Raw genomic sequence first — 20,687 nt, 5'->3', positions numbered from 1 at the left:
GCACCTCCGGGGAAGCCAACTCGAAAGGTATCCCATGCTTTCCAGCACTCTCGATCTTCTCGGCGACCTGATCAACGCCATCGTTTGGTTCGCTAACGGCCTCGCTTCCGGCGACCCGCTCTACGCTTGGGGCTCATCCTTCTAAACCTTCCGGGCGACCAAGCGCCAACCGAGCATGAGCAGGGCGCTCATAACGGTAGCGACAATCACGAACGACCAGTGCGGCACCGCCTGGTTGCGGATCCCCCAGATCACCAAGCCCGTGATCACTGTGACGGCCCAGATGGCGCCGCCCTTGTTCTCGCGCACGATCAACCAGCCGAGCGTCGCGCCCAGCGCGAACGGCCACAGGGTAGACAACCACCCGGTGAACGTGAACGGCATGTCGTCGCTGCGGTGCGCCGCCCGCGCCAGCAGCGCGAAGACAGCAAGGGCCACGTAGTCCGCGGCGATCGCCGACGGCTTCGAAATCGTTCGCTTCATGCCACCCACTCTAGGCCCGCCGCCCAATAAATGGTCACCGGCAAAGTGTTGCTTGCAGATGGTCATTAACCGAGTAGCCGAGCCCCGTCTGTTTCGGCCGACGGCGGTTAATGACCTTTTGGTAGTTACCATGTGGCCGGTGTGGTTGGTGGGGCATAATTCCGCCGCGCATAAGTCTGCCGCCCGTGATCTCAGTAAATGGTCACCGGCAGAGTGTTGCTTGCAGAGTGTTGCTTGCAGATGGTCATTAACCGAGTAGCCGGGCCCCGTCTGTTTCGGCCGACGGCGGTTAATGACCTTTTGGTAGTTACCATGTGGCGGGTGTGGTTGGTGGGGCATAATTCCGCCGCGCATAATCGCCGCAGCCCATCCCAACTAGCCCACCAACCCCGCAGCTAGAACACCGAGTCGTTCCACCACCGGCGCTCCGGTGTCCCCGCGCGCGAGCCGTCGCTATCCAGTTTGATGCCCAGCACCTGGTGCAGCTCAACCACGTCGTGCTCGAAGCCCCACTGCGACCCGGCCATGTACATCCCCCACAGCTTGGCGGTGTTCTCACCGGCAAGCGCCACCGCTTCGTCCCAGTTGTCTTTGAGGTTGAGGCACCAGTCGCGAAGCGTGCGCGCGTAGTCGAGGCGGATGTTCTCCTCGTGGAACACCTCGAACCCGTTGTCCTGCATCTTCCTGATAATCGTGCCGGAACCGGTCAGCTCCCCATCGGGGAAGATGTAGCGGTTCATAAACGCGCCTTTGTCTGTCTTGTGGTTGTCCGGGTACGTGATGCAGTGGTTGACCATGACACCGCCCGGGCGCAGCTTGTCCGAGAGGAACTGGAAGTAGCTGGCGTAGTTGTCCACGCCGATGTGCTCGAGCAGACCGATGGAGGAGATGGCATCGAAATCGGTCTCGGAAACGTCGCGGTAGTCCAGGTGGCGTACCTCGGCGAACTCTTCGAGACCTTCTTCCTCGATCTGTTGTTGCGCCCACTCGGCCTGCTCCTTGGACAGGGTGACGCCGAGCGAGTGCACGCCTTGGCGCGCGGCGTAGCGCACCATCGATCCCCAGCCGCAGCCCACGTCGAGGTGCCTGTCGCCGGGCTTTAAGCGCAGTTTCTCAAACACGAGCCGGAACTTGTTCTCTTGCGCCTCGTCGAGGCTCGCGTCCGGGGTGGGGTAGTAGGCGCAGGTGTAGGCCATTGAATCGCCGAGGAACAGCTCGTAGAAGTCGTTGCCCACGTCGTAGTGCGACGAAATGACTTCGGCGTCGCGCTGTTTGGAGTGGATGGACAGGCCTTGGCGCACGCGCCGCTCGAGCCAGCTCGCCTGCTCCGCCTCGGGGATTGGCTGGATCTGGATCGCACCCATCGAGCGCAGGGAGCGCATGATGCGTATCGACGCCCCCGCGTCCGGCCGCTCAAACGAGTCGTAGAGCGTGCGCAGGTTGTCGAAGACGCCGTACGGGTACGCCAGGTGCTCGCCCTCGACCGCAAGACCCCCGGTCACCCACGCGCGGGCAAGCCCCACGTCGCCGGGTGCGGTCACAATGTAGGACAGCCCCTCTGGGCTGGTCACGCGAACGGTGTGCTCCGCGTCCTCGGGCCCGGTTTCCGAGCCGTCGAAGGCGACCCACCTAAACGGGTTGTTGGAGGGAAAGAGTGTGTCGACGATGTCGGCCACCGTCATCGGTTCAAAATCAAGCATTCTCCACCGCCTTTTCGTAGAGGCCCGGGAACCTGCCGTCCGGGTCGTAGGTGCGCTTCATCTGCTCAGGTAGGTCGCCGCCGTACAGCGCGGCGAACTGCTCGCGCGAGTAGAACGCCTCCGAGTACAGGGACTTGTGCCCGCCGAGCTCGGAAACCTTCGCCTCGATGACCTTGTTAAACGCGCCGAGTTCTTGCGCGGGCGAGACGTGGTCGGCGGGTACTCCCGACCAGAATCCCGCGTTGACCCACGTCGTGCCTGGCTTCAAGGGGTAGAGCGGCCACGGCTCGGCCGCGTCGATACCCACCCCGGCCAGCTCCTCGACACCGCTGCGGAGCCGGATGGGGCACAGCCACACCGGCTGAATCGAACTTGCGTCGAAGAACCAGTCGAGGAACTCTGCGAGCCGGTCGTCGGTGACCTCGATGTCTTGGACCACGCGCTCGGTGCGGGCCAGCCCCTTCGGCTTCTTCAAGAAGCGGTACTCCAGGTCGTACTTTTTATCCAGCCCAACCAGCTTCCAGTAGAAGGAGCTGCGGCGCAGCTCGCGCGGCCACAGCTTGCGCGCGGTGGGCTGCTGCGCGCCGAGTGCGCGCGAGCACCAGAACCAGTCGGTGTCCCAGCGCCAGATGTAGTCCCGAATCGTCAGGTAGTCGTGCTTTATCCCGCGCGGGTGCTGGATCGAGCGGTAGTAGATCTGCTGCCGCGTGTAGTCGGACACCCCAGCCACCGATTCAGCGCGAAACGCCAGCGCCAGGTACTGCTCGTCTTTGCCAAACGCCACGCCGTCGAGCCCGTAGATCTCGCGGCCCTCCCACTCGCCGCTGGCGGCAGCGCGGGCCAAGGCTTCCTCGTACTCGCCCAAATCCGAAAACCGCGCGTGGTTGAGCTCGATGAATTCGGGCACGGCCTCCAGCTCGATGGTCAGGCGCACCGCGTAGCCGAGCGAACCGTACGAGTTCGGGAACGCGCGGAAGAGCTCCACGTTCTCGCTGCGCGAGCAGGTGACGATCTCGCCGGTGCCAACCAGCACGTCCATCTCGATAACAGATTCGTGCGGCAGCCCGTTGCGGAACGACGTCGATTCGACCCCCATGCCGCTTACGGCGCCGCCGAGTGTGATCGTCTTCAGCTGCGGCACCACCAGGGGCGCAAGGCCGAAGGGCAACGTCGCGTCGACAAGATCCTCGTAGGTGCACATGCCCTGCACGTCAGCCGTTTTCGCCACCGGATCCACCGCAATCACACCGCCGAGCCCGCTGACGTCCAGCCCCGCGCCGCCGCTTTCGCGCTTGCGGAACAGGTTGGAGGTGTTCTTCTTCAGCCGGACCCTTCCGGTCTCAGGAAAAGAAGCTTTTAGCTTGTCGACGCCCCGCTGATGCCCCTCCCAGCCCACACACGCAATCGGCTCCCAGTCAACGCTGCGTCCAATCATCGGTGGTACGTTCATGCCCCGCAGCGTAGTCCTTTCTCTCAGCATCTGCTTGGCGAATTCCTACTAAATACCCGCGGCCCGCGTACACCGCGGCGTAGATCACCCAGCCGATCGCGCTGACGAACAGGAAGGACACGGCGCGGTACAGGACGGTTGCCGCGGTGGCGCTAGCAAGTGGCATCCCAGACGCGACGAGCATGCCAACTGCTACCGGCTCCACGGTGCCCACCCCACCCGGCGTAATCTGCGCGGCTCCCGCGAGCTTGGTCATGATGTAGGCCAGAAAAATACCGACGGGGTTGTCCGGGGCGGCGCCGGTCGCCGCCCAGACGGCGAAGGTCATGGTCGCGACGTCAAACAGCTGGTTGCACAAACTGAGCACGGCGGCGCCGATAAACGCGGGTCCGGAAATGTGCAGCGCGCCGACCTGGTCGATGACGTCGCCGACGCGGGCGCGCGCACCGGTGGGAAGGAAGCGGAACCACCGTTTGATCGCCTCCGGGTTGCGCGTCGCCCAGAACACCACCCACATCGTGACGGCTCCAGCAACGACGGTGCCGCCGAGCGACCAGATGGACAGCTCCGCGCCCAGCATGACCACTGCGCCAACGCCGATCAGCGCCATCCACACCGTGGACAGCGCGCCGCTGACCACGAAGAACCACCCGCAGAGACCTACTGAGGCACCCCACGAGCGGTGCACGCGGAAGGTCAACCACGCCGACAGGGCGGGCCCACCTGGGACCGTGGTGGACCACGCGTTGGATGCCAAGACGATCGCGTTTGTGTTGGCGGGGTTGGCGATTGTCCGCTCGACGTTGAGGAGGATCTGCATGACGCCGCTCATCGCGACGATGGCAAGCAGCGCGGTCACCACCGAAGCGAGCAGCGGCCCCACCTGCGCGTGCGCGATCTGGGCTCGGGCCTCGGCGAGAAAGGGCAGCTGGTCGCGGAAGACCAGCAGCGCGAGCGCGATGAGGACGACCGGCGCGAGCCAGCGCACCCACGCGCGTCTACCGGTCACGCTGCTCCAGGCGCCTGACCAGATCCTCGAAGGGGACGAGGTTCTTGTCGTCGTCCACGCTCACGCCGCTGCGGTACGGCTGGGTGTCAACCACCACATCGTCGATGGCCACCTCGCCCGCCGGGCGCTCGATTTCGGGAGCTCGCTGCGCACCTTCCAGACCGGCTGCGGCGCGCTTGATAAAGGCCGGTGCCCACCAGTTGTCCTCACGAAGCAGGTGCATCACGGCCGGCACCAACAGCAGGCGGATAACGGTTGCGTCGAGCGCGAGCGAGAAGATCATGCCGTAGGCGATGTACTTCATCATCACGATGTCGCTCATCGCAAAGGCTGCGGCGACGACGATCATGATGGCGGCCGCCGCGGTGATGATGCCGCCGGTGCGGGCGGTGCCGTCCTTAATCGCCCTGTCGGTGCTGGCGCCCTTTTGACGCGCCTCCACCATGCGCGAAACCAGGAACACCTCGTAGTCCGTGGACAGGCCGTAGAGGATGGCGATGATGAGCACCAGCACCGGACTCATCAACGGGCCCGGGGTGAAGTTGAGCAGCCCGGAACCCGCGCCGTGAACGAAGACCAGGGTGAGGAAGCCCAGGGTCGCGCCGATGCCGAGCACGTTCATGATCACCGCCTTGGCCGGCAGGATGATCGAGCCGAACACCAGCGCCATGAGCAGGAACGTGGCGAGCACCATGTAGAGCGCCATCCACGGCAGGCGCTCGAGCAGCGCTTCGATGGATTCGACCTCCATGGCCGGGGTGCCGCCAACGTAGGTGGTCACGCCGTTTGGAGTGTCGAGCGCGCGCAGCTGGTCGACGACCGCTTGGCCGCCGGTTCTGTCCGCAAGCGGCGCGGAGAGCACTGTGACGTCGCCTGCGGTGGGGTGGACGGGCTTGAGCGGGCGGGCGAGCCCTTCAACCTGGTAGGTGTCGTAGACGATCTGACCGATCTGCTCCTCGTTGGCGCCGGTGACCACGAACTTGATCGGGTCGGTGCGAAACGCCGGGAATGTCTCGTTGAAGTCGTCTTGAGCCTGGCGAGTTTCCTGGGTGGGGGGCAGGTAGGTCTCGTTGATGCCGCCGAAGGTGATGCCCGCCATCGGCGCGGTGATCAGAAGCAGCAGGGCGCTGACACCGATGGCGACCTTCTTGGCGTTTTTCATCGCCCAGCTGGGGATGCGGTACCAGATGGTGTCCTCGAGCTCGCGGCCGCGCCGCGAGGTGCGGCGCACCGACCACATGTCGATGCGGTGGCCCAGCATGCCGAACAGCGACGGCAGCACCGTCACCGAGATAACCGCGGCGAGCAGCACTGCGCTTATCGCGCCGTAGGCCACCGACTTCAGGAAGGCCTGGGGGAACATGAGCAGGCCGGAGAGCGCCACGCCCACCATCAACGCGGAGAAGAACACCGTCTTGCCTGCGGTGGCGGTGGTGGCGGCGACCGCCTCCGGCACGTCCGCGCCTCGGTCGAGTTCTTCGCGGAAGCGAGAGACCATGAACAGGCCGTAGTCGATGGCTAGGCCAAGGCCCAGAAGCGTGATGACGGACTGGGAGAAGATGTTGACCTGCTGGTACTGCGCGAGCACGGACAACAGCGACAGCGAGCCCACGATGGAGAGGATGCCGACGATCAGCGGCATCGCGGCGGCGACCACGCCGCCGAAGACGAAGAGCAGGATGACAGCGACGAAGACAAGCCCCAAGCGCTCGGCGCGGGCGATGTCGTTCGCCATGCCGGCGTCCAGCGCGTCGGCGACGGCGGTGGCCCCGGCGATGGAGACGGTGGCGTCGTTCGGCAGCTCAATGGCCTCGAGGGCGGGCTTAATGGCGCGGAAATCCTGCAGCGTCTTCTCGCCGTCGCCGGCCAAGCCGAGGGCGGCGAACGCCTTCGTACCGTCGGCGCTGACCTGCTGGTCGTTGGGGTTGGCGAAGTAGCTGCGCAGGCTCGCCACCTCGCCCGGGTGCTCAGTTTTCAGCGCCCTGATCTGCGCGTCGGCGGCTTCGAAAACGGCCGGGTCGTTCACGCCGCCCGGCGCTTCGACCATGATGATGACGTCGCCGGAGTTATCGCGGCCGAAGGTCTCCTGCTCGATCGCGGCGGCGGTGGTGGAGGCTGCGCGGGGGTCTTCCCAGCCCTCCTGGGAGAGGCGCTCGCCCAGTTTGGATCCGAACAGCACGTGCAGCGCGATGATGACCAGGATGATCAGGATTGGGATGACACGGCGGCGCTCATAAGCAAACTGCCCCCAGCGGTAAAACACGTCTCGTTTCCCTTTCCCTAGTGCGTGTCGCCCAGCAAGGATGCGAGCGGACGGAACGGCTGAAGCCACGCGCCGCCCTCGGGCAGGTGGTCGAGGCTGACGCGCGGCAGCGGCTCGCGGAACACCCCGGGGATGTCCTCGAGGTCCACAAACGTGACCAGCGGGGAGTTCACCGCCCAGGAGGCGTGCTCGTGGAAACCGAGCACCGTCACCGGAATGCCCTGGGCGACCAGCTCCTCGATCGGCTCGAGGAAGTTCTGCCCGTCCGCGGACGCCACGGCGACGCCGCGCAGCACGCCCTCGGCCTGGCGGCGCTCGATGTGGGCGAGCATGTCCTTATCCACATCGGAGTCCTCGTCGGTCTTCGGCTTGGCAAACACCGCGAAACCGACGTTGCGCAGCGCCTCCACCCAGGGCCGCACGGCGTCGGCGGAGGAGGCGGAGACGTTGGTGAATACCGTCGCCTCGGGCTCTATGCGCTCGTGCGTCTCGGCGGAAAGCTCGGTAGCTTGGCCGATCAGCCAGCGGCCGACAGCGTCGAAGCGGGGGCGGTGGTCCTTGCTGGGGCGGCCGCCAAGAATGGCGCCGAGGCCCATGTCCAGGTTCGGCGCGTCCCACACCAAGAGGTAGCTGGCCGGGCCCGGGGCGGCGCCCGGTGTGTACGGGTGGGTCATCTCGTGCAGATCCATTGCGGTTTCTCGCCCCTTACTTCTTTACCCAGAGGTACTCGCGGATGACGTGGTCCTTGTCCAGGCCCTTGCCCTCGAACTTGGTGATGACTTGGCGGTCGGTCAGAAGCGGCGCCTCAGTCCACGGCCACCCCTTGTACTCCAGCGCGGGCTCGACGTTGACCAGCTCGTCGATCCACTCGGCGTAGTCGGCGTGGTCGGTGGCGACGTGGAGCACGCCGCCGGGCTTCAAACGCGTGGCGATGAGGTTCAAGGTGCCGGACTGAATGATGCGGCGCTTGTGGTGGCGGGCCTTCGGCCACGGATCGGGGAAAAAGATGCGCACCCCGTCGAGCGACTCTTCGCCGAACATGCGCGCGAGCACTTCGACGCCGTCGCCGCGGATCATGCGGATGTTGTCGATGTCGCCGCGCACCACCGAGCCCAAAAGCTTGGCCAGGCCGGGTTTGTACAGCTCCACGGCGATGATGTTGGTGTCCTGCTCCAGCGGAGCCATTGCGGCTGTCGATGTGCCGGTGCCGGAGCCGATCTCCAAGATGGTGGGGTGGCCCGAGCGGCCGAACCAGGAGGCGACGTCCACGTGGGCGTCGTTAAGCATCATGCCCAACCGCGGCCAGTGCTTCTCGAACAGCGCCTCCTGGTTGTCCGTCAGCGTGCCGCGGCGGAACGTGACCGAACCCAAGCGCGGGTAATCAAGCCCGGTGTCGAACTCGGTCTGCATCGGGCGGCCGTGGGGGAGCTCGCCGACACCTTCGCGCTCGGCGGCGCCGGTGTTATCAGAAGAATCAGTAGTATGCATCGCATTAATTGTCCACATGACGTGGGATGATGCAACTAACCGCGCCGGGAGAACGCGGGGGTGGAAACCGGGTATGGGCGCCGGGCCGGCCCGTGGGCATTGGGCGGCGCGCTGGCCCCGTGTGGGGGTGGATTTTCCGCTGGGGGCGCGCCGGAGCGTGTTTGCCTAGTCACAGCTGCTCCGAACTCGCTGACGCGGCCACCCCCGTTGCGTACGCTGGAGGACGCGATACGTATCTAATGGCAAGGAGTAACTATGACTACCGCCGTGCAGCGACTGGAAGGTCCGCAGCCCACCGACAACGAAGCGCTGATTACCTGGATCAACGACGCTGTTGAACTCTTTGACCCGGACCGCGTGGTCTTCGCCGACGGTTCCCAGGAGGAGTGGGACCGCTTGGCCGCGGAGCTGGTTGAGAAGGGCACGCTGATCAAGCTCAACGAGGAGAAGCGCCCGAACTCGTTCCTCGCCCGCTCCCACCCGTCTGACGTGGCGCGCGTGGAATCGCGCACGTTCATCTCCACCGTCAAGGAAGCCGACGCCGGCCCGACCAACAACTGGATGCGCCCGGAGGCGCTGAAGACTGAGATGCGCGAGCACTTCGACGGATCCATGCGCGGGCGCACCATGTACGTCGTGCCGTTCTGCATGGGCCCGATCACCGACCCGGACCCGAAGCTGGGCGTGCAGCTGACGGACTCGGCGTACGTGGTGATGTCCATGCGCATCATGACGCGCATGGGTACCGCGGCGCTGGAGAAGATCACGGGCGACAACTTCGTGCCCTGCCTGCACTCCGTGGGCTACCCGCTCGCCGAGGGCCAGGAGGATGTGGCGTGGCCGTGCAACGACACGAAGTACATCTCCCACTTCCCGGAGACCAAGGAGATCTGGTCCTTCGGCTCCGGCTACGGCGGCAACGCCATCTTGGCCAAGAAGTGCTACGCCCTGCGCATCGCCTCGGTGATGGCGAAGGAAGAGGGCTGGATGGCCGAGCACATGCTCATTCTGAAGCTGACCAGCCCGGAAGGCCGCGTTTACCACGTCACGGGCGCGTTCCCGTCAGCTTGCGGCAAGACCAACCTCGCCATGATCACCCCGACACTGGAAGGCTGGACCGCAGAGGTCGTCGGCGACGACATCGCGTGGCTGAAGCTGAAGGAGGACGGCCTCTACGCCGTGAACCCGGAGAATGGCTTCTTCGGCGTGGCGCCTGGCACCAACTACGCGTCCAACCCGATGGCGATGCGCTCCATGGAGCCGGGTAACACGCTGTTCACCAACGTTGCGCTGACTGATGACGGCGACGTGTGGTGGGAGGGCATGGACGGCGACGCTCCTAGCCACCTCATTGACTGGCGCGGCAACGACTGGACGCCGGACGACGAGCGCAAGGCCGCGCACCCGAACTCCCGCTACTGCGTGCCGATTGAGCAGTGCCCGTCGGCGTCTCCGGAGTTCAACAACCCGGAGGGCGTCAAGATCGACGCGATCCTCTTCGGCGGTCGCCGCCCGGACACCGTTCCGCTGGTCACCGAGGCGCACGACTGGAACCACGGCACGCTGATCGGCGCGATGCTCTCGTCCGGCCAGACCGCTGCGTCCGTCGAAGCTACCGTGGGCAGCCTGCGTCACGACCCGATGGCGATGCTGCCGTTCATCGGCTACAACGTGGGCGACTACTTGCAGCACTGGATCGACATGGGCGAGCGCGGCGGCGACCGCATGCCAAAGGTGTTCCTGGTCAACTGGTTCCGCCGCGGCGACGACGGCCGCTTCCTGTGGCCGGGCTTCGGCGACAACTCGCGCGTGCTGAAGTGGATCGTCCAGCGTATTGAGGGCGAAGTCGGCGCCAACGAGACGGTGGTCGGCTCCACCGCGCGTGCTGAGGACCTCGACCTGACCGGCTTGGACATCCCGTTCGAGGACGTGCAGGAGGCGCTCTACGCAGGCCCGGACCTGTGGAAGAACGACGTCGAGGACGCCTACGAGTACTTCGAGGAGCTCGGTTCCCGCGTGCCGAAGGAGCTTTTCGACGAGCTGGAGAAGCTGGGCAACCGCGTGAAGGCCGCGAACAAGGCCACACGCGAGTGGCTGGAGTCGAACGCGGGCAACTAGCCGCGCCAGACCAGCACCAGGTTGGACACCGCGAACTCTCTGACAACCGGCACCCGGGTGAGCCACCAGGCCCACCGCGGGTGGTAGCGGGGAAACGCGGCGTCCGGGTTTAGGGCGAGTCCCTCTTTCGCAGAGACGGCAAAGAGGGACTCGCCCCATTTGTTCTTCGGCTCGCGGCCGTGAACGCGCGCGTACCGCCTGCGGGCGAACGCCCCGCCAACGTAGTGCTGCCACAGGCCCGTCTCGTGCCCGCCGAAAGGGCCGAGCCACACCGTGTAGCTGACCACGGTGATCCCGCCGGGCTTGGTCACCCGCCGCATCTCGCCGACCATCTCCTGCCAGTTGGGGATGTGCTCGGCGACGTTGGAGGAGTACACCACGTCGAAGGCGCCGTTAGCGAAGGGCAGCGCCTTCGCGTCGCCGCGCACCGCGCCGTAGCCGGTGATGCCGGCCGCCGACATCTCGGAGACATCCGGCTCGAGGCCGACGTAGAACGTGTCCGCGAACGCCTCGGCGAAGTACCCGGGCCCACCGCCGACGTCCAGCACCGCCTTGCCAGTTACCGCCTCGCCCGTGAGATCGCGGGCGAGCGCGTCGACCAACGCGTACGTGTCCCGCGCGAGCGCGGTGTAGAAGATGCGCGGCCGGAACTGCTCGTAGCGGAACAGGCGCAGCAGGCGCACTGAGCGCTTCAGCGTGCTCATGCGGCGGGTACGGTACATACCGATGAAGATACTGCTGATGTGCTGGCGCGATTCGACCCACCCGCAGGGCGGCGGCTCGGAGATCTACCTCGAGCGCGTCGGGGAGTATCTCGCATCCCGCGGTCACGAGGTGGTCTACCGGACGGCAAAGCACACCGGCGCGCCGCGACGTTCGACCCGGAACGGCGTGCGCTACGAGCGCGCCGGCGGCAAGTACGGCGTGTACGTGCTCGCGCCGCTATCCATCTGGCGCAACCGCCCCGACGTCGTCGTGGACACCCAAAACGGGATCCCGTTCTTCGCGCGGCTGTTCACCCGCCGGCCGGTTGTGCTGCTCACACACCACTGCCACAAGGAGCAGTGGCCGGTGGCGGGCCCGGTGATCGGCCGGCTCGGTTGGTTCCTTGAATCCCAGGTTGCGCCGCGGGTCTACCGCGGGTCGAGGTATGTGACGGTGTCGGGGGCGTCGAAAAGCGACCTGCTCTCGTTGGGCGTGCGGGAGCCGGTCGACATCGTGGAAAACGGTGTGGACCCCGTGCCGGAGGGGGTGCCGGCGCTGCCGGACGGTCGCCAGACGCGCCTGGTAACGCTGTCGCGGCTGGTGCCGCACAAGCGGATCGAGCTCGCGATCGACGCGGCGGCCGCAATCGACGGCGCGGTGCTGGACGTTGTCGGCTCCGGGTGGTGGGAGGACAACCTGCGCGAATACGCCGCGGCGAAGGGGCTCGGACCCGACAAGGTCGTCTTCCACGGGCATGTGTCGGAGGCGCATAAACACGCGCTACTGAGCCGCGCGGCGGTGCACCTGTTGCCCTCGCGGAAGGAAGGGTGGGGTATTGCGGTGATCGAGGCGGCGCAGCACGGCGTGCCGACGGTCGCGTTTGCCGACGCCGGCGGCGTCACCGAATCCGTCCTCGACGGGGTTACTGGCCGGCTGGTGCGTGAGGGCGAGTCGTTTCCTCAGGTGGTGTCCGAGGTTGCGGGGGAGGACTACGCTGGCGCCGCGCGGGAGTGGGCTAGCCGCTTCTCGTGGGAGGAGACCGGGCGGCGGTTTGAGCGGGTGCTGCAGATGGTCACTGGCAAAGTGTTGCCGGCAGATGGTCATTAACCGAGTAACTGGGTCGAGCCGAAAATCGGCGTCGGCGGTTAATGACCTTTTGGTAGTAACCATTTGCTGGTGAACATGTGGCCGGCGGGCCCGGAGCCGAGCTAGAGCAGCTGCGTGGACCAGTTCGCCTGCTGGATCTTGGTGTCCAGCTCCCGGTAGGCCTTCGCTGCGTCGTCCGCCATCTTGCGCAGCTGCGCTACGTCGACGGTGGGGACGAAGCGCACCTCGGAGCGCGAGTAGCGGTCTTGGCGGGCAGCTGCGGCGTCCGCCACCTGGGAGTAGAGTCGCCGCGCTCGGAGGGTGGCGTCGCGGCGGGCGAGGGCGTCCGTAAGCGTGGCCCCCTCAAACGGCGTCTGCGAGTTGGTGTGGTTGATGCGCCGCACCAGCGTCTCGATCTCGGTGAGAAGGTGCGCGGTTTCGGCGAGCAGCTCGGCCGGGTCCTCGGCCGGGGTGTCGCCCTCTTGGATCAGCGCGCCCTGGGTGAGGCGCTGCGTGAGCGCGCGCAGGCGTTCGTCGGCCTCGGCGCGGCGCGCGAGAGCTTCTGCAAGCAGCATGGTTCTACCTCCAACGTTTATGTCCCCGTACCCAACCCTCGCGGGCAGCCCGAAACCTTCGCCTCGCCCCAACACCGTGGTGGTAAATTGTGCGCGGTGCGGCCTTGGTGAAGGCGGTGCACGTGTGCGTTGTGCAGGCCGCAGTGTGTGCGAACGACGGACTCGAACCGCCTTTAGCCCCGATACGGCCACGGGGCGCCATGCAATTCCGCCCTTTCGAACCCCGGGCGGAGGGGGCTGGTGTTCGCTGACGCGACGTCGGCGGCTTGCCCGCTACCGACAATGTTCGCCCCGACAATAGCAAACAGGCCGGCCCCGGTGAAGGGGTCGGCCTGAAACGTGCTCCGGCTTACGCGGCTGCGACGGCAAGGTCGCCTTCCAGCAGCCGGTTCTTCATCTCGTTTTCAACCAGCACCGGGAGGAAGTCCTCGATCACGGCGTTGGCGCGGTGCGCCTCGACGACAGCGTTGAACGCTGCGTTGATGTCGGCTGCGTTGAAGCGGCCGGCCCAGTCGTTGATCAGGTCCTCGCGGATGTTGTTCAGAGCCTTTTCGCGGATGATGGAGAAGTCGATGTTGTTGATGTCGGTGTAGGTGCGCATTGTCGTTTGTCCTTCCGTAGCGGTGTTCGTGTCGGTGTCAAAGGTTGGGGCCGAAGTTTCAGTTGTTGTCTGCCTTGGTGGCATCGGGGCCTCCTTTCGTAACCTTTAGTTCATCTGGAGTTCACCTTAGGGAGCTGGCGATAATAATGCAAGGGTTCCTATCGTTGGCGGGCGCCATTAATGGGTTACCGCCAACTAATGTTCATAAAACAGCAGGTCAATGGATTATAGTTTGAAAGTGTGACGTCGAGCACATTGCTTGTCGACGCACCCCACCACCGGCACCGCGCACCACACACAAAAGGCCCAAACCCCCAGCCAAGGCCACCCTCTGGCGGGGGCGCCGGTGTCGATGGGCGCGGCGTCGGCAAGCACCAGCCCCACCCCGAGCTCCCGCAACGCACCCAGGTCACCTGCCTCGTACGCGCGCTGCGCCGCCACCCACCGCGGCGAGGGCTCGTCCACCACAACGCCGTCGACCACGAGCGCCCCTTGTTCAACCACGTTCATCGCTTTCGGAGCGGGGGAGACGACCGGGCGGCCGCCGACAACCTCCAGCGTCGCGTGCCCGGGGATGAAGACGTCGCGCCCGCGATGGTCCACCGGCGGCACCGTGACCGCGGTGGGTGACAGCTGGGCGAGCGCAAGCGGCGCGTCGGGGACCTGCAGGATCGCGAGCGCAAGCGCCGCGCCCGCGAGTTTTGCGTTGAGCGCGCCGGCGGCTGCGGTCAGCGCGGGGAGGGTGAGGATGAGGAACTTGTGGGCGTCGCGAAGCAAGCCCCCTCCCGGAACGTGCTCTATGAGCGGCGTCAGAAGTCCCGCCCACGACGCGAGCGGGACGGCGAAACCGAGCGCCGCGGCGGCCAGCCAGCGCCGCGGCACCGCCCGCCACCCGGCCGCCAGCACCGGCAGCAGCACCACGCCGAACACGGCGAACCCGGCATGCCGCGACGCCGGCACCGCCTCCGCGTTCCAGATCCCTCCCAGGCCCATAAGCGCCCCCAGCGTGCCGGCGAAGGTCTCCGCCCGCGGCGCGAACGCCGCCGCCGAGGCGGCGCTACCCGTTGACTCGGCAGCACCCCCCGCAGCGCCAACCGCCCCAGCAACTACCCACGGCGCGCACGTCATCGCGGTGACCAGCGCGCCCCGCTTCCCGCGCGCGAACAGCGCCGCGGCGACCGCGCCGGTGGGGGTGAGCGACGCCAACCAGTGCGAAAGCGTCGCTACCGGAGGCGCAGCCATTGCAACCGCCGGCAGCAGCCACGCCGCGGCCACCACGGACCAGTGCCCCTGCAGCAGCCTTTCGACCACGAACGGGTTCCACAGGATCACGGTCATCGCTGCTGCCTGGCCCAGTCGCGTGCGCCCCAGCCGGTACGCGCTCGTTGCCGCGGCGACGGCGGCGGCCACCATGATGACGCGCAACGCGAGCACCGGGTGCGGCAGAATGCCCAAGAGCGCGTCCTGCGGGACGTTGCGGGCGGGAAGATCCCCGTAGCCCAGCGACGCCCGGGTCAGCGCCATCTGGTCGAACACCACCATGTCGCGCAGCGCGAACGCCTCGCCCGGGACGAAAAATGGCCACGTCACGGCGATAACCAGCGCGGCACCGTACACCACTACTGGGTCAAGCCGAGTCTTTACAATGGCCACATCCGAAACAATAACGTACTGCCCGAGCTCGACGGCCTGCGCGCCGTCGCCGCCTTTGGCATCCTGACCACGCACGTTGCGTTCCAAACCGGCGTCACCTCCGGCTTGGCGGAGCGACTCGACTACTTTGTCGCCGTCTTCTTCGCGCTCTCCGCGTTCCTGCTGGCGCGCGGCGAGTGGCGACGCGGCGGTTACTTCCGCCGCCGCGTCGCCCGCCTCGCCCCGGCGTACCTCACCTGCGTTGTTGTCGTTCTCCTCGCCCTGCCCCCGCTGACTGCGGTGACCCCCGCGCAGGCGCTGGCCAACCTCCTGCTCATCCAAATCTACGTCCCGCACGGGCTTATCGACGGACTCACCCAAATGTGGTCGCTGTGCGTCGAAGTCGCGTTTTACCTGGTTCTTCCGGTCTACATGTCGCTCGGGAAGAAGGGGCGTTGGGGGGCATTGTGCTTATTGACGCCCGCCGCCCTCACCTACCCCCACCTCATCGGTTCCCTCGACGCCGACATCCACGAAGCGGTCAACCTGCAAATCTGGCCCCCGTCCTACATCCCGTGGTTCGCCGTCGGCCTCATCTGCGCCGAACTCGAGCGCGAGGGTGTGAGCTACCGCGGTCCCCGCTGGCCGTTTCCCCTCGCCGCGCTCGCCGTGGCCTGGTTCGCGGGCCAGATCGGTCCCGCCGGCCTCACCCACCCGACGCCCGCCGAGTTCAACGCGCGCGTCATCTTGGGCACCGCCTTCGCTGCGCTGCTGCTGGTCCCGTTCGCGCTTGGACGCGATGCCCGTGGCCCCCGCACCCGCGGCACCGTGTTGTCCTGGCCGCCCGTGGTCGCGCTCGGCCGCTGGTCCTACTCCGTCTTCCTCTGGCACGTCGCAGTCCTTTACTTCGCCTTCCCCGTCCTCGGTGTGCCCCTGTTCAGCGGCCATTTTGTGCCGGTATGGCTGTTCACCGCGGTGGTCAGCACAGCCGTCGCCTACATCTCCTACGAGCTCGTCGAGGTCCCCGCCGCCCGCGTCATCACCCGCCGCTGGGCCGGTGATAGCGGGTAACTCCAGACGGTTTCGGCGTTTGCCCAGGTCGCATCTCGGGCAGCCGCGAGTTACCCGCTATTACCGTTTGCCGGTACCTGCCGGCAGCAGCGCGGCGACGGCGAGGCAACCGGCAAAGGCGAGGAGGTAGCTGTCGCCGGCGTAATTGGCGGCGGGCCACGGGGCGCGGGCCAGCCACAACCCGGCCGCGGTCATCGCGCCGCCGGCAAGCCACGACGCGGGGATGAGCGTGTAGCGGCGCACAGCAAAGGCGATGGCGAGGGCGGGGATGCCGGCGAGCGGGTTCACTGCAACAGCGGCGGCCGCGGCGGCGGGAGAGCCCCGGCTGACCTCAGGCCGGCGCGGTTCGAAGCGGCGCCACGGCACCCACAAGCACGCGGCGGTGGCGAGCAGGGAGAACGCGCCGCCGAAGAAGAGGGCCGCGCGGTAAGCGCGCTCGGCAGTGTGCCACATGTGGAACTCGCCGTGGACGTGGGAGGGGAGGCGGAATGATTGGGCGGCGGCGTCGATAAGCGTGGGCTCCAACTCGGTGGAGCCGACCCGCGCGCGCAAGCCTGGGTTGTAGCCGCGGGTGGTGGTGATGATGCGGTCGGTGCCTGCGGGTGCGACGTGCGAGGGGTCGAAGGGAGCCCATTCGGGCAGGTCAAGCGGGCGGTTGGTGAGCAGGATCGTATCTGCGCGCGTGGTCAGCTCGTGGGTGCCGGCGGGAAGGAACACCGTGCCCTCGCGGGGCTGGCCGTCGATGTCGGCGGGGGCGGACAGTTCCCACTCGGCGTCGGCGGCGGTGGTGAAGCGGCGCGTGATGTGGTCGGTGGCGGGGAAGTGGCGCTGGAAGAAGTAGGCGTCGCCTACGCCGGGGACGTCGACGATGCGGCGGATGCCGGCGTCGATGCCGGTGATGCCGACGCGCTCGGTGAGGCGGACCGTGATTGGCCCTTCCGGCACGGTGACGGTGCGCGGTTCGCCGCCGACGAGCGTGACGGTGCGCGAGGAGCCGCCATCTTCAACAACGACGCGGGTGGTGTCGGTGGCGGTAATCGCGATGGTGCCGGTTGGGGTCTCGGGCGCGAGCGTGATGGACGGCGCGCGGTCGCCCGGTGCGGGCCACCAGGCGGTGTCGTCCAGCCCGTCGAAGGCGGAGGTCAGCGACTTGGCCGGGTCGGGGCCGCCGAAGGCACCTGCGTCGGCGGCCGAGGACGAGGCGGAAGCGCTGCCGCCGGTGACCGCCACGCCGACGCGCGTGCCGGCGGAGGGGTAGTCCGCTTGCCGGTTGGACACCGTGTCGTCCTCCGAAAGGTCCGCGAGCTGGGCGGACTGGCCCCGCAGGGCGCCGTAGTTGCGCTTGCTTAACGACGGCGCGTCTGTCACCACATCCACCCTCTCCCCGGCAGACGCAGACACCAGCTGCGCCGGGAAGTAGCCGAGCTCGCGCCACAGCAGCGGCAGCACCTCCCCGCCGCCGTCGATGAGAAGCGGCGTGTCGGAGGTGACCATCATGTCGCGGGCAGGATCGATGAGAAACACATCCACGTCGCCGAAGCTCTTATCCGGCACGCCCAGCGGGGGCGTGGGCTGCTGGTCGGCGAGGTCGCGGCGTACCACTACCGCGCCCACGCCGATGGAGCGCAGCGCCTCAGCATCCACCACGTCCGTCTGCCCGTCGAGGCCCCGGATGGCCTCCGGCGCAACCAGCGGGACCGCGTCGCGGAACGCGAAGCGGGAAGTGGTTAAGCCCTGGATCGGCTCGTCGCGCGTCCAACCCCACTCCTGGCGAGCGAACTGCACCGGCGGCACGACAAGGGTGCGGGTGCCGGCGGCGTGCCCGTCGAGGTACTCGCCCGCCGCAACCCAGTCGGGCGAGATCTCCTCCCACGTGCCCTGCGGCAGCAGGCGAAGCGACCACGCGGGGGCGGTAGCTAAGGCGCTGACCAGCACCACCCCGACGAGCTGAGGCGAGCACCGCTTGGCTCCAGCGGCGGCCGCGCTGGCCACCACGCCCACCCCCAGGCACATCGGGAGGCGGACGAGTGGGTCGAACTTGTGGAGGTTGCGGAAGGGGGATAAGGGGCCGTCGAAAAGCGGAATGCCCCAGCGCGCCGCACCGAGGAGCGTAAACCCCACCGCGAACATGAGGACGAACTCGCGCGGGGCGCGGGTAAGCCCCGCAAGGCCGAGCGCCGCGACGAGGGCGGTGGCGATGACGAACGCGGGTTCTGCGACGAGCAGGTGGCCGGCGACGCGTTCGGTGTCCACGAACGGCGACCACGACGTGGCACCGCGCAGGATTTCCACCGGGTTGAGCCACGCGGTGGTGACGGTGGCCGACTCGATGAACTCCGTAAATGGCGGAGAGTAGCGGCCGAGAATCACAAGCGGGCCGAGCCACCACGCGGACACGGCGACGCTGCCGGCGAGAAACCTGCCCGCGTCCGCGAAGGCGCGCCGGGCTAGCAGGTAGATGAACGCGGGCAGGCACGCGGCGATGGTGGCGGCGGCGTTGACCGCGCCCATCAACGCCACCGCGATAACCGCGGCCCACGGGTTGGGGCGCTTGCCCACCAGCGGGATAAGCGTCCACGGAACCAGCGCGACTGGCCACGCCTCCGAGGAGATGGCCGTGAGCGTCGTCAAGATGCGGGGGCTGAGCGCGTACAGCACCGCGGCGATGACGGGGCCGGCGGTTCCTCGCACGCCCGCGCGGCGAGCCAGCACCAGCATTCCGGAAAAGGCCAAGCCGAGAAGGAGTGTCCACCAGAGACGCTGGGCGACCCAGTCGGGCAGGCGGAAGGCGTCCGCGAGCAGGAAGAACAGCCCCTGTGGAAAGAGGTAGCCGTAGGCCTGGTTCTGCATCTGGCCGAGTGGGAACTCGTCGGTCCACACGTGCGTGGCGCGCGCGAGAAAGCCCGCGGGGTTGGCCACCAGGTCAAACTTTGTGTCCGCCGCGACCTGGCCGGGCGGCTGCAGAAACGCGGTCAGGGCGAGTGCGAGCCAGCCGATGAGGTGCGCCGCGGCACCTTCCCGCTGACGCACGGGCCCGCTACCCGCGCGAGCCGTACTCCGGCCCGCCGAGCACGGCCTCATCCGCTGGGACCGCGCCACCGGTGGGCACGGTGGATTGCCCGCTGAACGCGCCCACCCCCAGCACGCCGACAATGCCCAGCACCGCACCGACGACGGCGCTCGCCAGCACGGACGACGCTGCGCGCCGCTGCTCTGGCTGGGTTGTCGTTGACATGGGTTGGAGCCTACCAGTGGGCAGGTGCCGGCAGTGCGTAGAGTGTATGGCGTTTCAAAACAGCAATTCGCGAGGAGGACCGGGGTGCGCAACGGGGTGCTGGCTGTGGCGACGGCCGCGTTGCTCATGGCCGGCTGCGCGTCTGGGGAGCCTGACGAGCCTCAAGACCCTCACATGCCCGAGACTGCCGAGACATCAGAAGCGCCGGTGGTGGCCCCTCCCGCCGCACCGGAGCTTGAGTTGCTTGACAGCGCCCCTGTCAGCCCCCACAGCCGCGTCCCGGAAGACTTGCGCGCCAAAGTCGCATCTCTGATGGTTGTCGGCGTGTCCAACTACGACCAGGCGCGGTTTGCCCTCGACCAGGGCGCGGGCGGACTGATCATTCCCAGCTGGGCCGACCCGGCGCTGTTGGTGGAGGAGGGGCGCAACATCAACGCGCTGCGCGCCGAGTACGCCCGGCCGTTCAGCGTCGCCATCGACTTCGAGGGCGGCCGCGTGCAGCGCCACACCCACGTGCTGGGCGATTTCATGCCGCCGCGGATGCTGTCCGCCCACCCCGACGAGGTGATCCAGGGCACCGGCTACGACATCGGCGTCTCCCTTCGACACCATGGCATCAACGTGGACTACGCGCCGCTTCTGGATTTGGACGTGACCGACTTAAACATCGTCGGCGACCGCTCGTTTAACGCCTCGCCCGAGGAGGTTGTGCGCGTGGCGGGCCTGTTCTCCCAGGGGTTGGTGGACGCCGGCGTGACGCCGACCTTCAAGCACTTCCCCGGCCACGGCCGGGCCTCCGGCGACACCCACCACCAGTTGGCGGTGACCCCGCCAGTGGACGAGGTGCGCGGTTTGGACATGGCGCCGTACGGGCCGCTGCTGAACCGCTTCCCAACGGCGAGCGTGATGATGGGCCACATGATCGTGCCGGGTTTGGGAAACGACGGTGTTCCCAGCTCGTTGAACCCGGAGGCGTACCGGGTGCTGCGCGAGGGCGACTACCCCGGCGGCGTACCATACGACGGTGTGGTGGTCACCGACGACCTTTCCGGGATGCGCGGCATTTTGGACTACGCGCCGACGCCCGACGCGGTGAAGTACGCCATCATGGCCGGCGCCGACCAGGCCCTGTGGTCGTCCGGCGCTGACCTGCCGCACATCATCGACCACGTGGTCGCGGCAGTGAACACCGGCGAGATCCCGGTGGAGCGCATTGATGAGGCGGCGCTTCGCACCCAGCAGATGCTGATGAGCGTGGGGCTGTAAACAAC

Annotated in this window: 17 protein-coding genes; 4 read left to right on the top strand and 13 right to left on the bottom strand. The window is 67.2% G+C overall.

Annotated features, from left to right (window positions below):
• Positions 1–141: 141 nt before the first annotated feature.
• The 7 genes from V6D40_RS08795 to trmB all read right to left on the bottom strand — a co-directional run bounded on the left by V6D40_RS08795 (position 142) and on the right by trmB (position 8,393).
• Positions 142–483, bottom strand: coding sequence for a DUF3054 domain-containing protein (locus V6D40_RS08795; protein ID WP_334289986.1), 342 nt, complete (start codon positions 481–483; stop codon positions 142–144).
• Between the two features lie 395 nt (positions 484–878).
• Positions 879–2,183 (bottom strand): class I SAM-dependent methyltransferase, encoded by a 1,305-nt coding sequence (locus V6D40_RS08790; protein WP_334289985.1) that lies wholly within the window; start codon positions 2,181–2,183, stop codon positions 879–881.
• On the bottom strand, positions 2,176–3,633 hold the full coding sequence (locus tag V6D40_RS08785) for an FAD-binding oxidoreductase (RefSeq protein WP_334289984.1): 1,458 nt from the start codon (positions 3,631–3,633) through the stop codon (positions 2,176–2,178). Before V6D40_RS08785 ends, V6D40_RS08790 begins: the two co-directional genes overlap by 8 nt.
• A complete protein-coding gene (locus V6D40_RS08780; RefSeq protein ID WP_334289983.1) occupies positions 3,599–4,642 on the bottom strand; it encodes a lysylphosphatidylglycerol synthase transmembrane domain-containing protein in 1,044 nt (347 codons plus the stop codon). Before V6D40_RS08780 ends, V6D40_RS08785 begins: the two co-directional genes overlap by 35 nt.
• Positions 4,632–6,905 carry an MMPL family transporter gene (locus tag V6D40_RS08775; RefSeq protein WP_334289982.1) on the bottom strand — a complete coding sequence of 758 codons (2,274 nt, stop codon included), beginning with the start codon at positions 6,903–6,905 and terminating at the stop codon, positions 4,632–4,634. The genes V6D40_RS08780 and V6D40_RS08775 overlap by 11 nt, the downstream gene beginning before the upstream one ends.
• A gap of 17 nt (positions 6,906–6,922) precedes the next feature.
• A complete protein-coding gene (locus V6D40_RS08770) occupies positions 6,923–7,594 on the bottom strand; it encodes an NYN domain-containing protein (protein ID WP_334289981.1) in 672 nt (223 codons plus the stop codon).
• A gap of 16 nt (positions 7,595–7,610) precedes the next feature.
• Positions 7,611–8,393 (bottom strand): tRNA (guanosine(46)-N7)-methyltransferase TrmB, encoded by a 783-nt coding sequence (gene trmB, locus V6D40_RS08765; RefSeq protein WP_334289980.1) that lies wholly within the window; start codon positions 8,391–8,393, stop codon positions 7,611–7,613.
• A gap of 255 nt (positions 8,394–8,648) precedes the next feature.
• On the opposite strand from trmB, the gene V6D40_RS08760 reads away from it, so the two are divergent.
• Positions 8,649–10,511, top strand: coding sequence for a phosphoenolpyruvate carboxykinase (GTP) (locus V6D40_RS08760; RefSeq protein ID WP_334289979.1), 1,863 nt, complete (start codon positions 8,649–8,651; stop codon positions 10,509–10,511).
• Here V6D40_RS08760 and V6D40_RS08755 read toward each other — a convergent pair.
• On the bottom strand, positions 10,508–11,233 hold the full coding sequence (locus tag V6D40_RS08755) for a class I SAM-dependent methyltransferase (protein WP_334289978.1): 726 nt from the start codon (positions 11,231–11,233) through the stop codon (positions 10,508–10,510). The two genes, V6D40_RS08760 and V6D40_RS08755, sit on opposite strands and share 4 nt — an antisense overlap.
• Positions 11,234–11,237: 4 nt before the next feature.
• Between V6D40_RS08755 and V6D40_RS08750 the strand changes: the two genes are divergently transcribed.
• Entirely contained in the window at positions 11,238–12,323 is a 1,086-nt protein-coding gene (locus V6D40_RS08750) for a glycosyltransferase family 4 protein (RefSeq protein WP_334289977.1), read from the top strand.
• 101 nt (positions 12,324–12,424) lie between these two features.
• Here the strand turns inward: V6D40_RS08750 and V6D40_RS08745 are convergent, their stop codons facing one another.
• The 3 genes from V6D40_RS08745 to V6D40_RS08735 form a co-directional block, all read right to left on the bottom strand.
• A complete protein-coding gene (locus tag V6D40_RS08745; protein WP_334289976.1) occupies positions 12,425–12,877 on the bottom strand; it encodes a DIP1984 family protein in 453 nt (150 codons plus the stop codon).
• Positions 12,878–13,226: 349 nt separating this feature from the next.
• Positions 13,227–13,478, bottom strand: a complete 252-nt coding sequence (locus V6D40_RS08740) for a three-helix bundle dimerization domain-containing protein (RefSeq protein WP_334289975.1) — start codon at positions 13,476–13,478, stop codon at positions 13,227–13,229.
• Between the two features lie 225 nt (positions 13,479–13,703).
• Positions 13,704–15,218: a hypothetical protein gene (locus tag V6D40_RS08735; RefSeq protein WP_334289974.1), complete on the bottom strand. Its 1,515-nt coding sequence runs from the start codon at positions 15,216–15,218 to the stop codon at positions 13,704–13,706.
• Here V6D40_RS08735 and V6D40_RS08730 point away from each other — a divergent pair.
• Complete coding sequence (locus V6D40_RS08730; RefSeq protein WP_334290040.1) at positions 15,132–16,181, top strand: acyltransferase family protein; 1,050 nt, start codon at positions 15,132–15,134, stop codon at positions 16,179–16,181. The genes V6D40_RS08735 and V6D40_RS08730 overlap by 87 nt on opposite strands.
• A gap of 60 nt (positions 16,182–16,241) precedes the next feature.
• Here the strand turns inward: V6D40_RS08730 and V6D40_RS08725 are convergent, their stop codons facing one another.
• Positions 16,242–19,211: an alpha-(1->3)-arabinofuranosyltransferase domain-containing protein gene (locus V6D40_RS08725; RefSeq protein ID WP_334289973.1), complete on the bottom strand. Its 2,970-nt coding sequence runs from the start codon at positions 19,209–19,211 to the stop codon at positions 16,242–16,244.
• Positions 19,212–19,218: 7 nt separating this feature from the next.
• On the bottom strand, positions 19,219–19,416 hold the full coding sequence (locus tag V6D40_RS08720) for a DUF2613 domain-containing protein (protein WP_334289972.1): 198 nt from the start codon (positions 19,414–19,416) through the stop codon (positions 19,219–19,221).
• A 126-nt stretch (positions 19,417–19,542) separates the two neighbouring features.
• On the opposite strand from V6D40_RS08720, the gene V6D40_RS08715 reads away from it, so the two are divergent.
• The gene (locus V6D40_RS08715; protein WP_442891911.1) at positions 19,543–20,682 is read left to right on the top strand and encodes a glycoside hydrolase family 3 N-terminal domain-containing protein; all 1,140 of its coding nucleotides are present in this window, start codon (positions 19,543–19,545) and stop codon (positions 20,680–20,682) included.
• Positions 20,683–20,687: the final 5 nt, after the last annotated feature.

It is taken from the genome of Corynebacterium sp. Marseille-Q4381 (assembly GCF_036881695.1).
GTDB lineage: Bacteria > Actinomycetota > Actinomycetes > Mycobacteriales > Mycobacteriaceae > Corynebacterium.
Note: the sequence above shows the minus strand (reverse complement) of the source record. Positions and strands in the feature narration are given on the sequence as shown.

Bases quoted from the DNA above. Each gene is read 5' to 3' on its own strand.
- V6D40_RS08795 (WP_334289986.1), bottom strand. From the start codon at position 483: ATGAAGCGAACGATTTCGAAGCCGTCGGCGATCGCCGCGGACTACGTG.
- V6D40_RS08790 (WP_334289985.1), bottom strand. From the start codon at position 2,183: ATGCTTGATTTTGAACCGATGACGGTGGCCGACATCGTCGACACACTC.
- V6D40_RS08785 (WP_334289984.1), bottom strand. From the start codon at position 3,633: ATGAACGTACCACCGATGATTGGACGCAGCGTTGACTGGGAGCCGATT.
- V6D40_RS08770 (WP_334289981.1), bottom strand. From the start codon at position 7,594: ATGGATCTGCACGAGATGACCCACCCGTACACACCGGGCGCCGCCCCG.
- trmB (WP_334289980.1), bottom strand. From the start codon at position 8,393: ATGCATACTACTGATTCTTCTGATAACACCGGCGCCGCCGAGCGCGAA.
- V6D40_RS08760 (WP_334289979.1), top strand. From the start codon at position 8,649: ATGACTACCGCCGTGCAGCGACTGGAAGGTCCGCAGCCCACCGACAAC.
- V6D40_RS08755 (WP_334289978.1), bottom strand. From the start codon at position 11,233: ATGTACCGTACCCGCCGCATGAGCACGCTGAAGCGCTCAGTGCGCCTG.
- V6D40_RS08750 (WP_334289977.1), top strand. From the start codon at position 11,238: ATGAAGATACTGCTGATGTGCTGGCGCGATTCGACCCACCCGCAGGGC.
- V6D40_RS08745 (WP_334289976.1), bottom strand. From the start codon at position 12,877: ATGCTGCTTGCAGAAGCTCTCGCGCGCCGCGCCGAGGCCGACGAACGC.
- V6D40_RS08740 (WP_334289975.1), bottom strand. From the start codon at position 13,478: ATGCGCACCTACACCGACATCAACAACATCGACTTCTCCATCATCCGC.
- V6D40_RS08720 (WP_334289972.1), bottom strand. From the start codon at position 19,416: ATGTCAACGACAACCCAGCCAGAGCAGCGGCGCGCAGCGTCGTCCGTG.
- V6D40_RS08715 (WP_442891911.1), top strand. From the start codon at position 19,543: ATGGCCGGCTGCGCGTCTGGGGAGCCTGACGAGCCTCAAGACCCTCAC.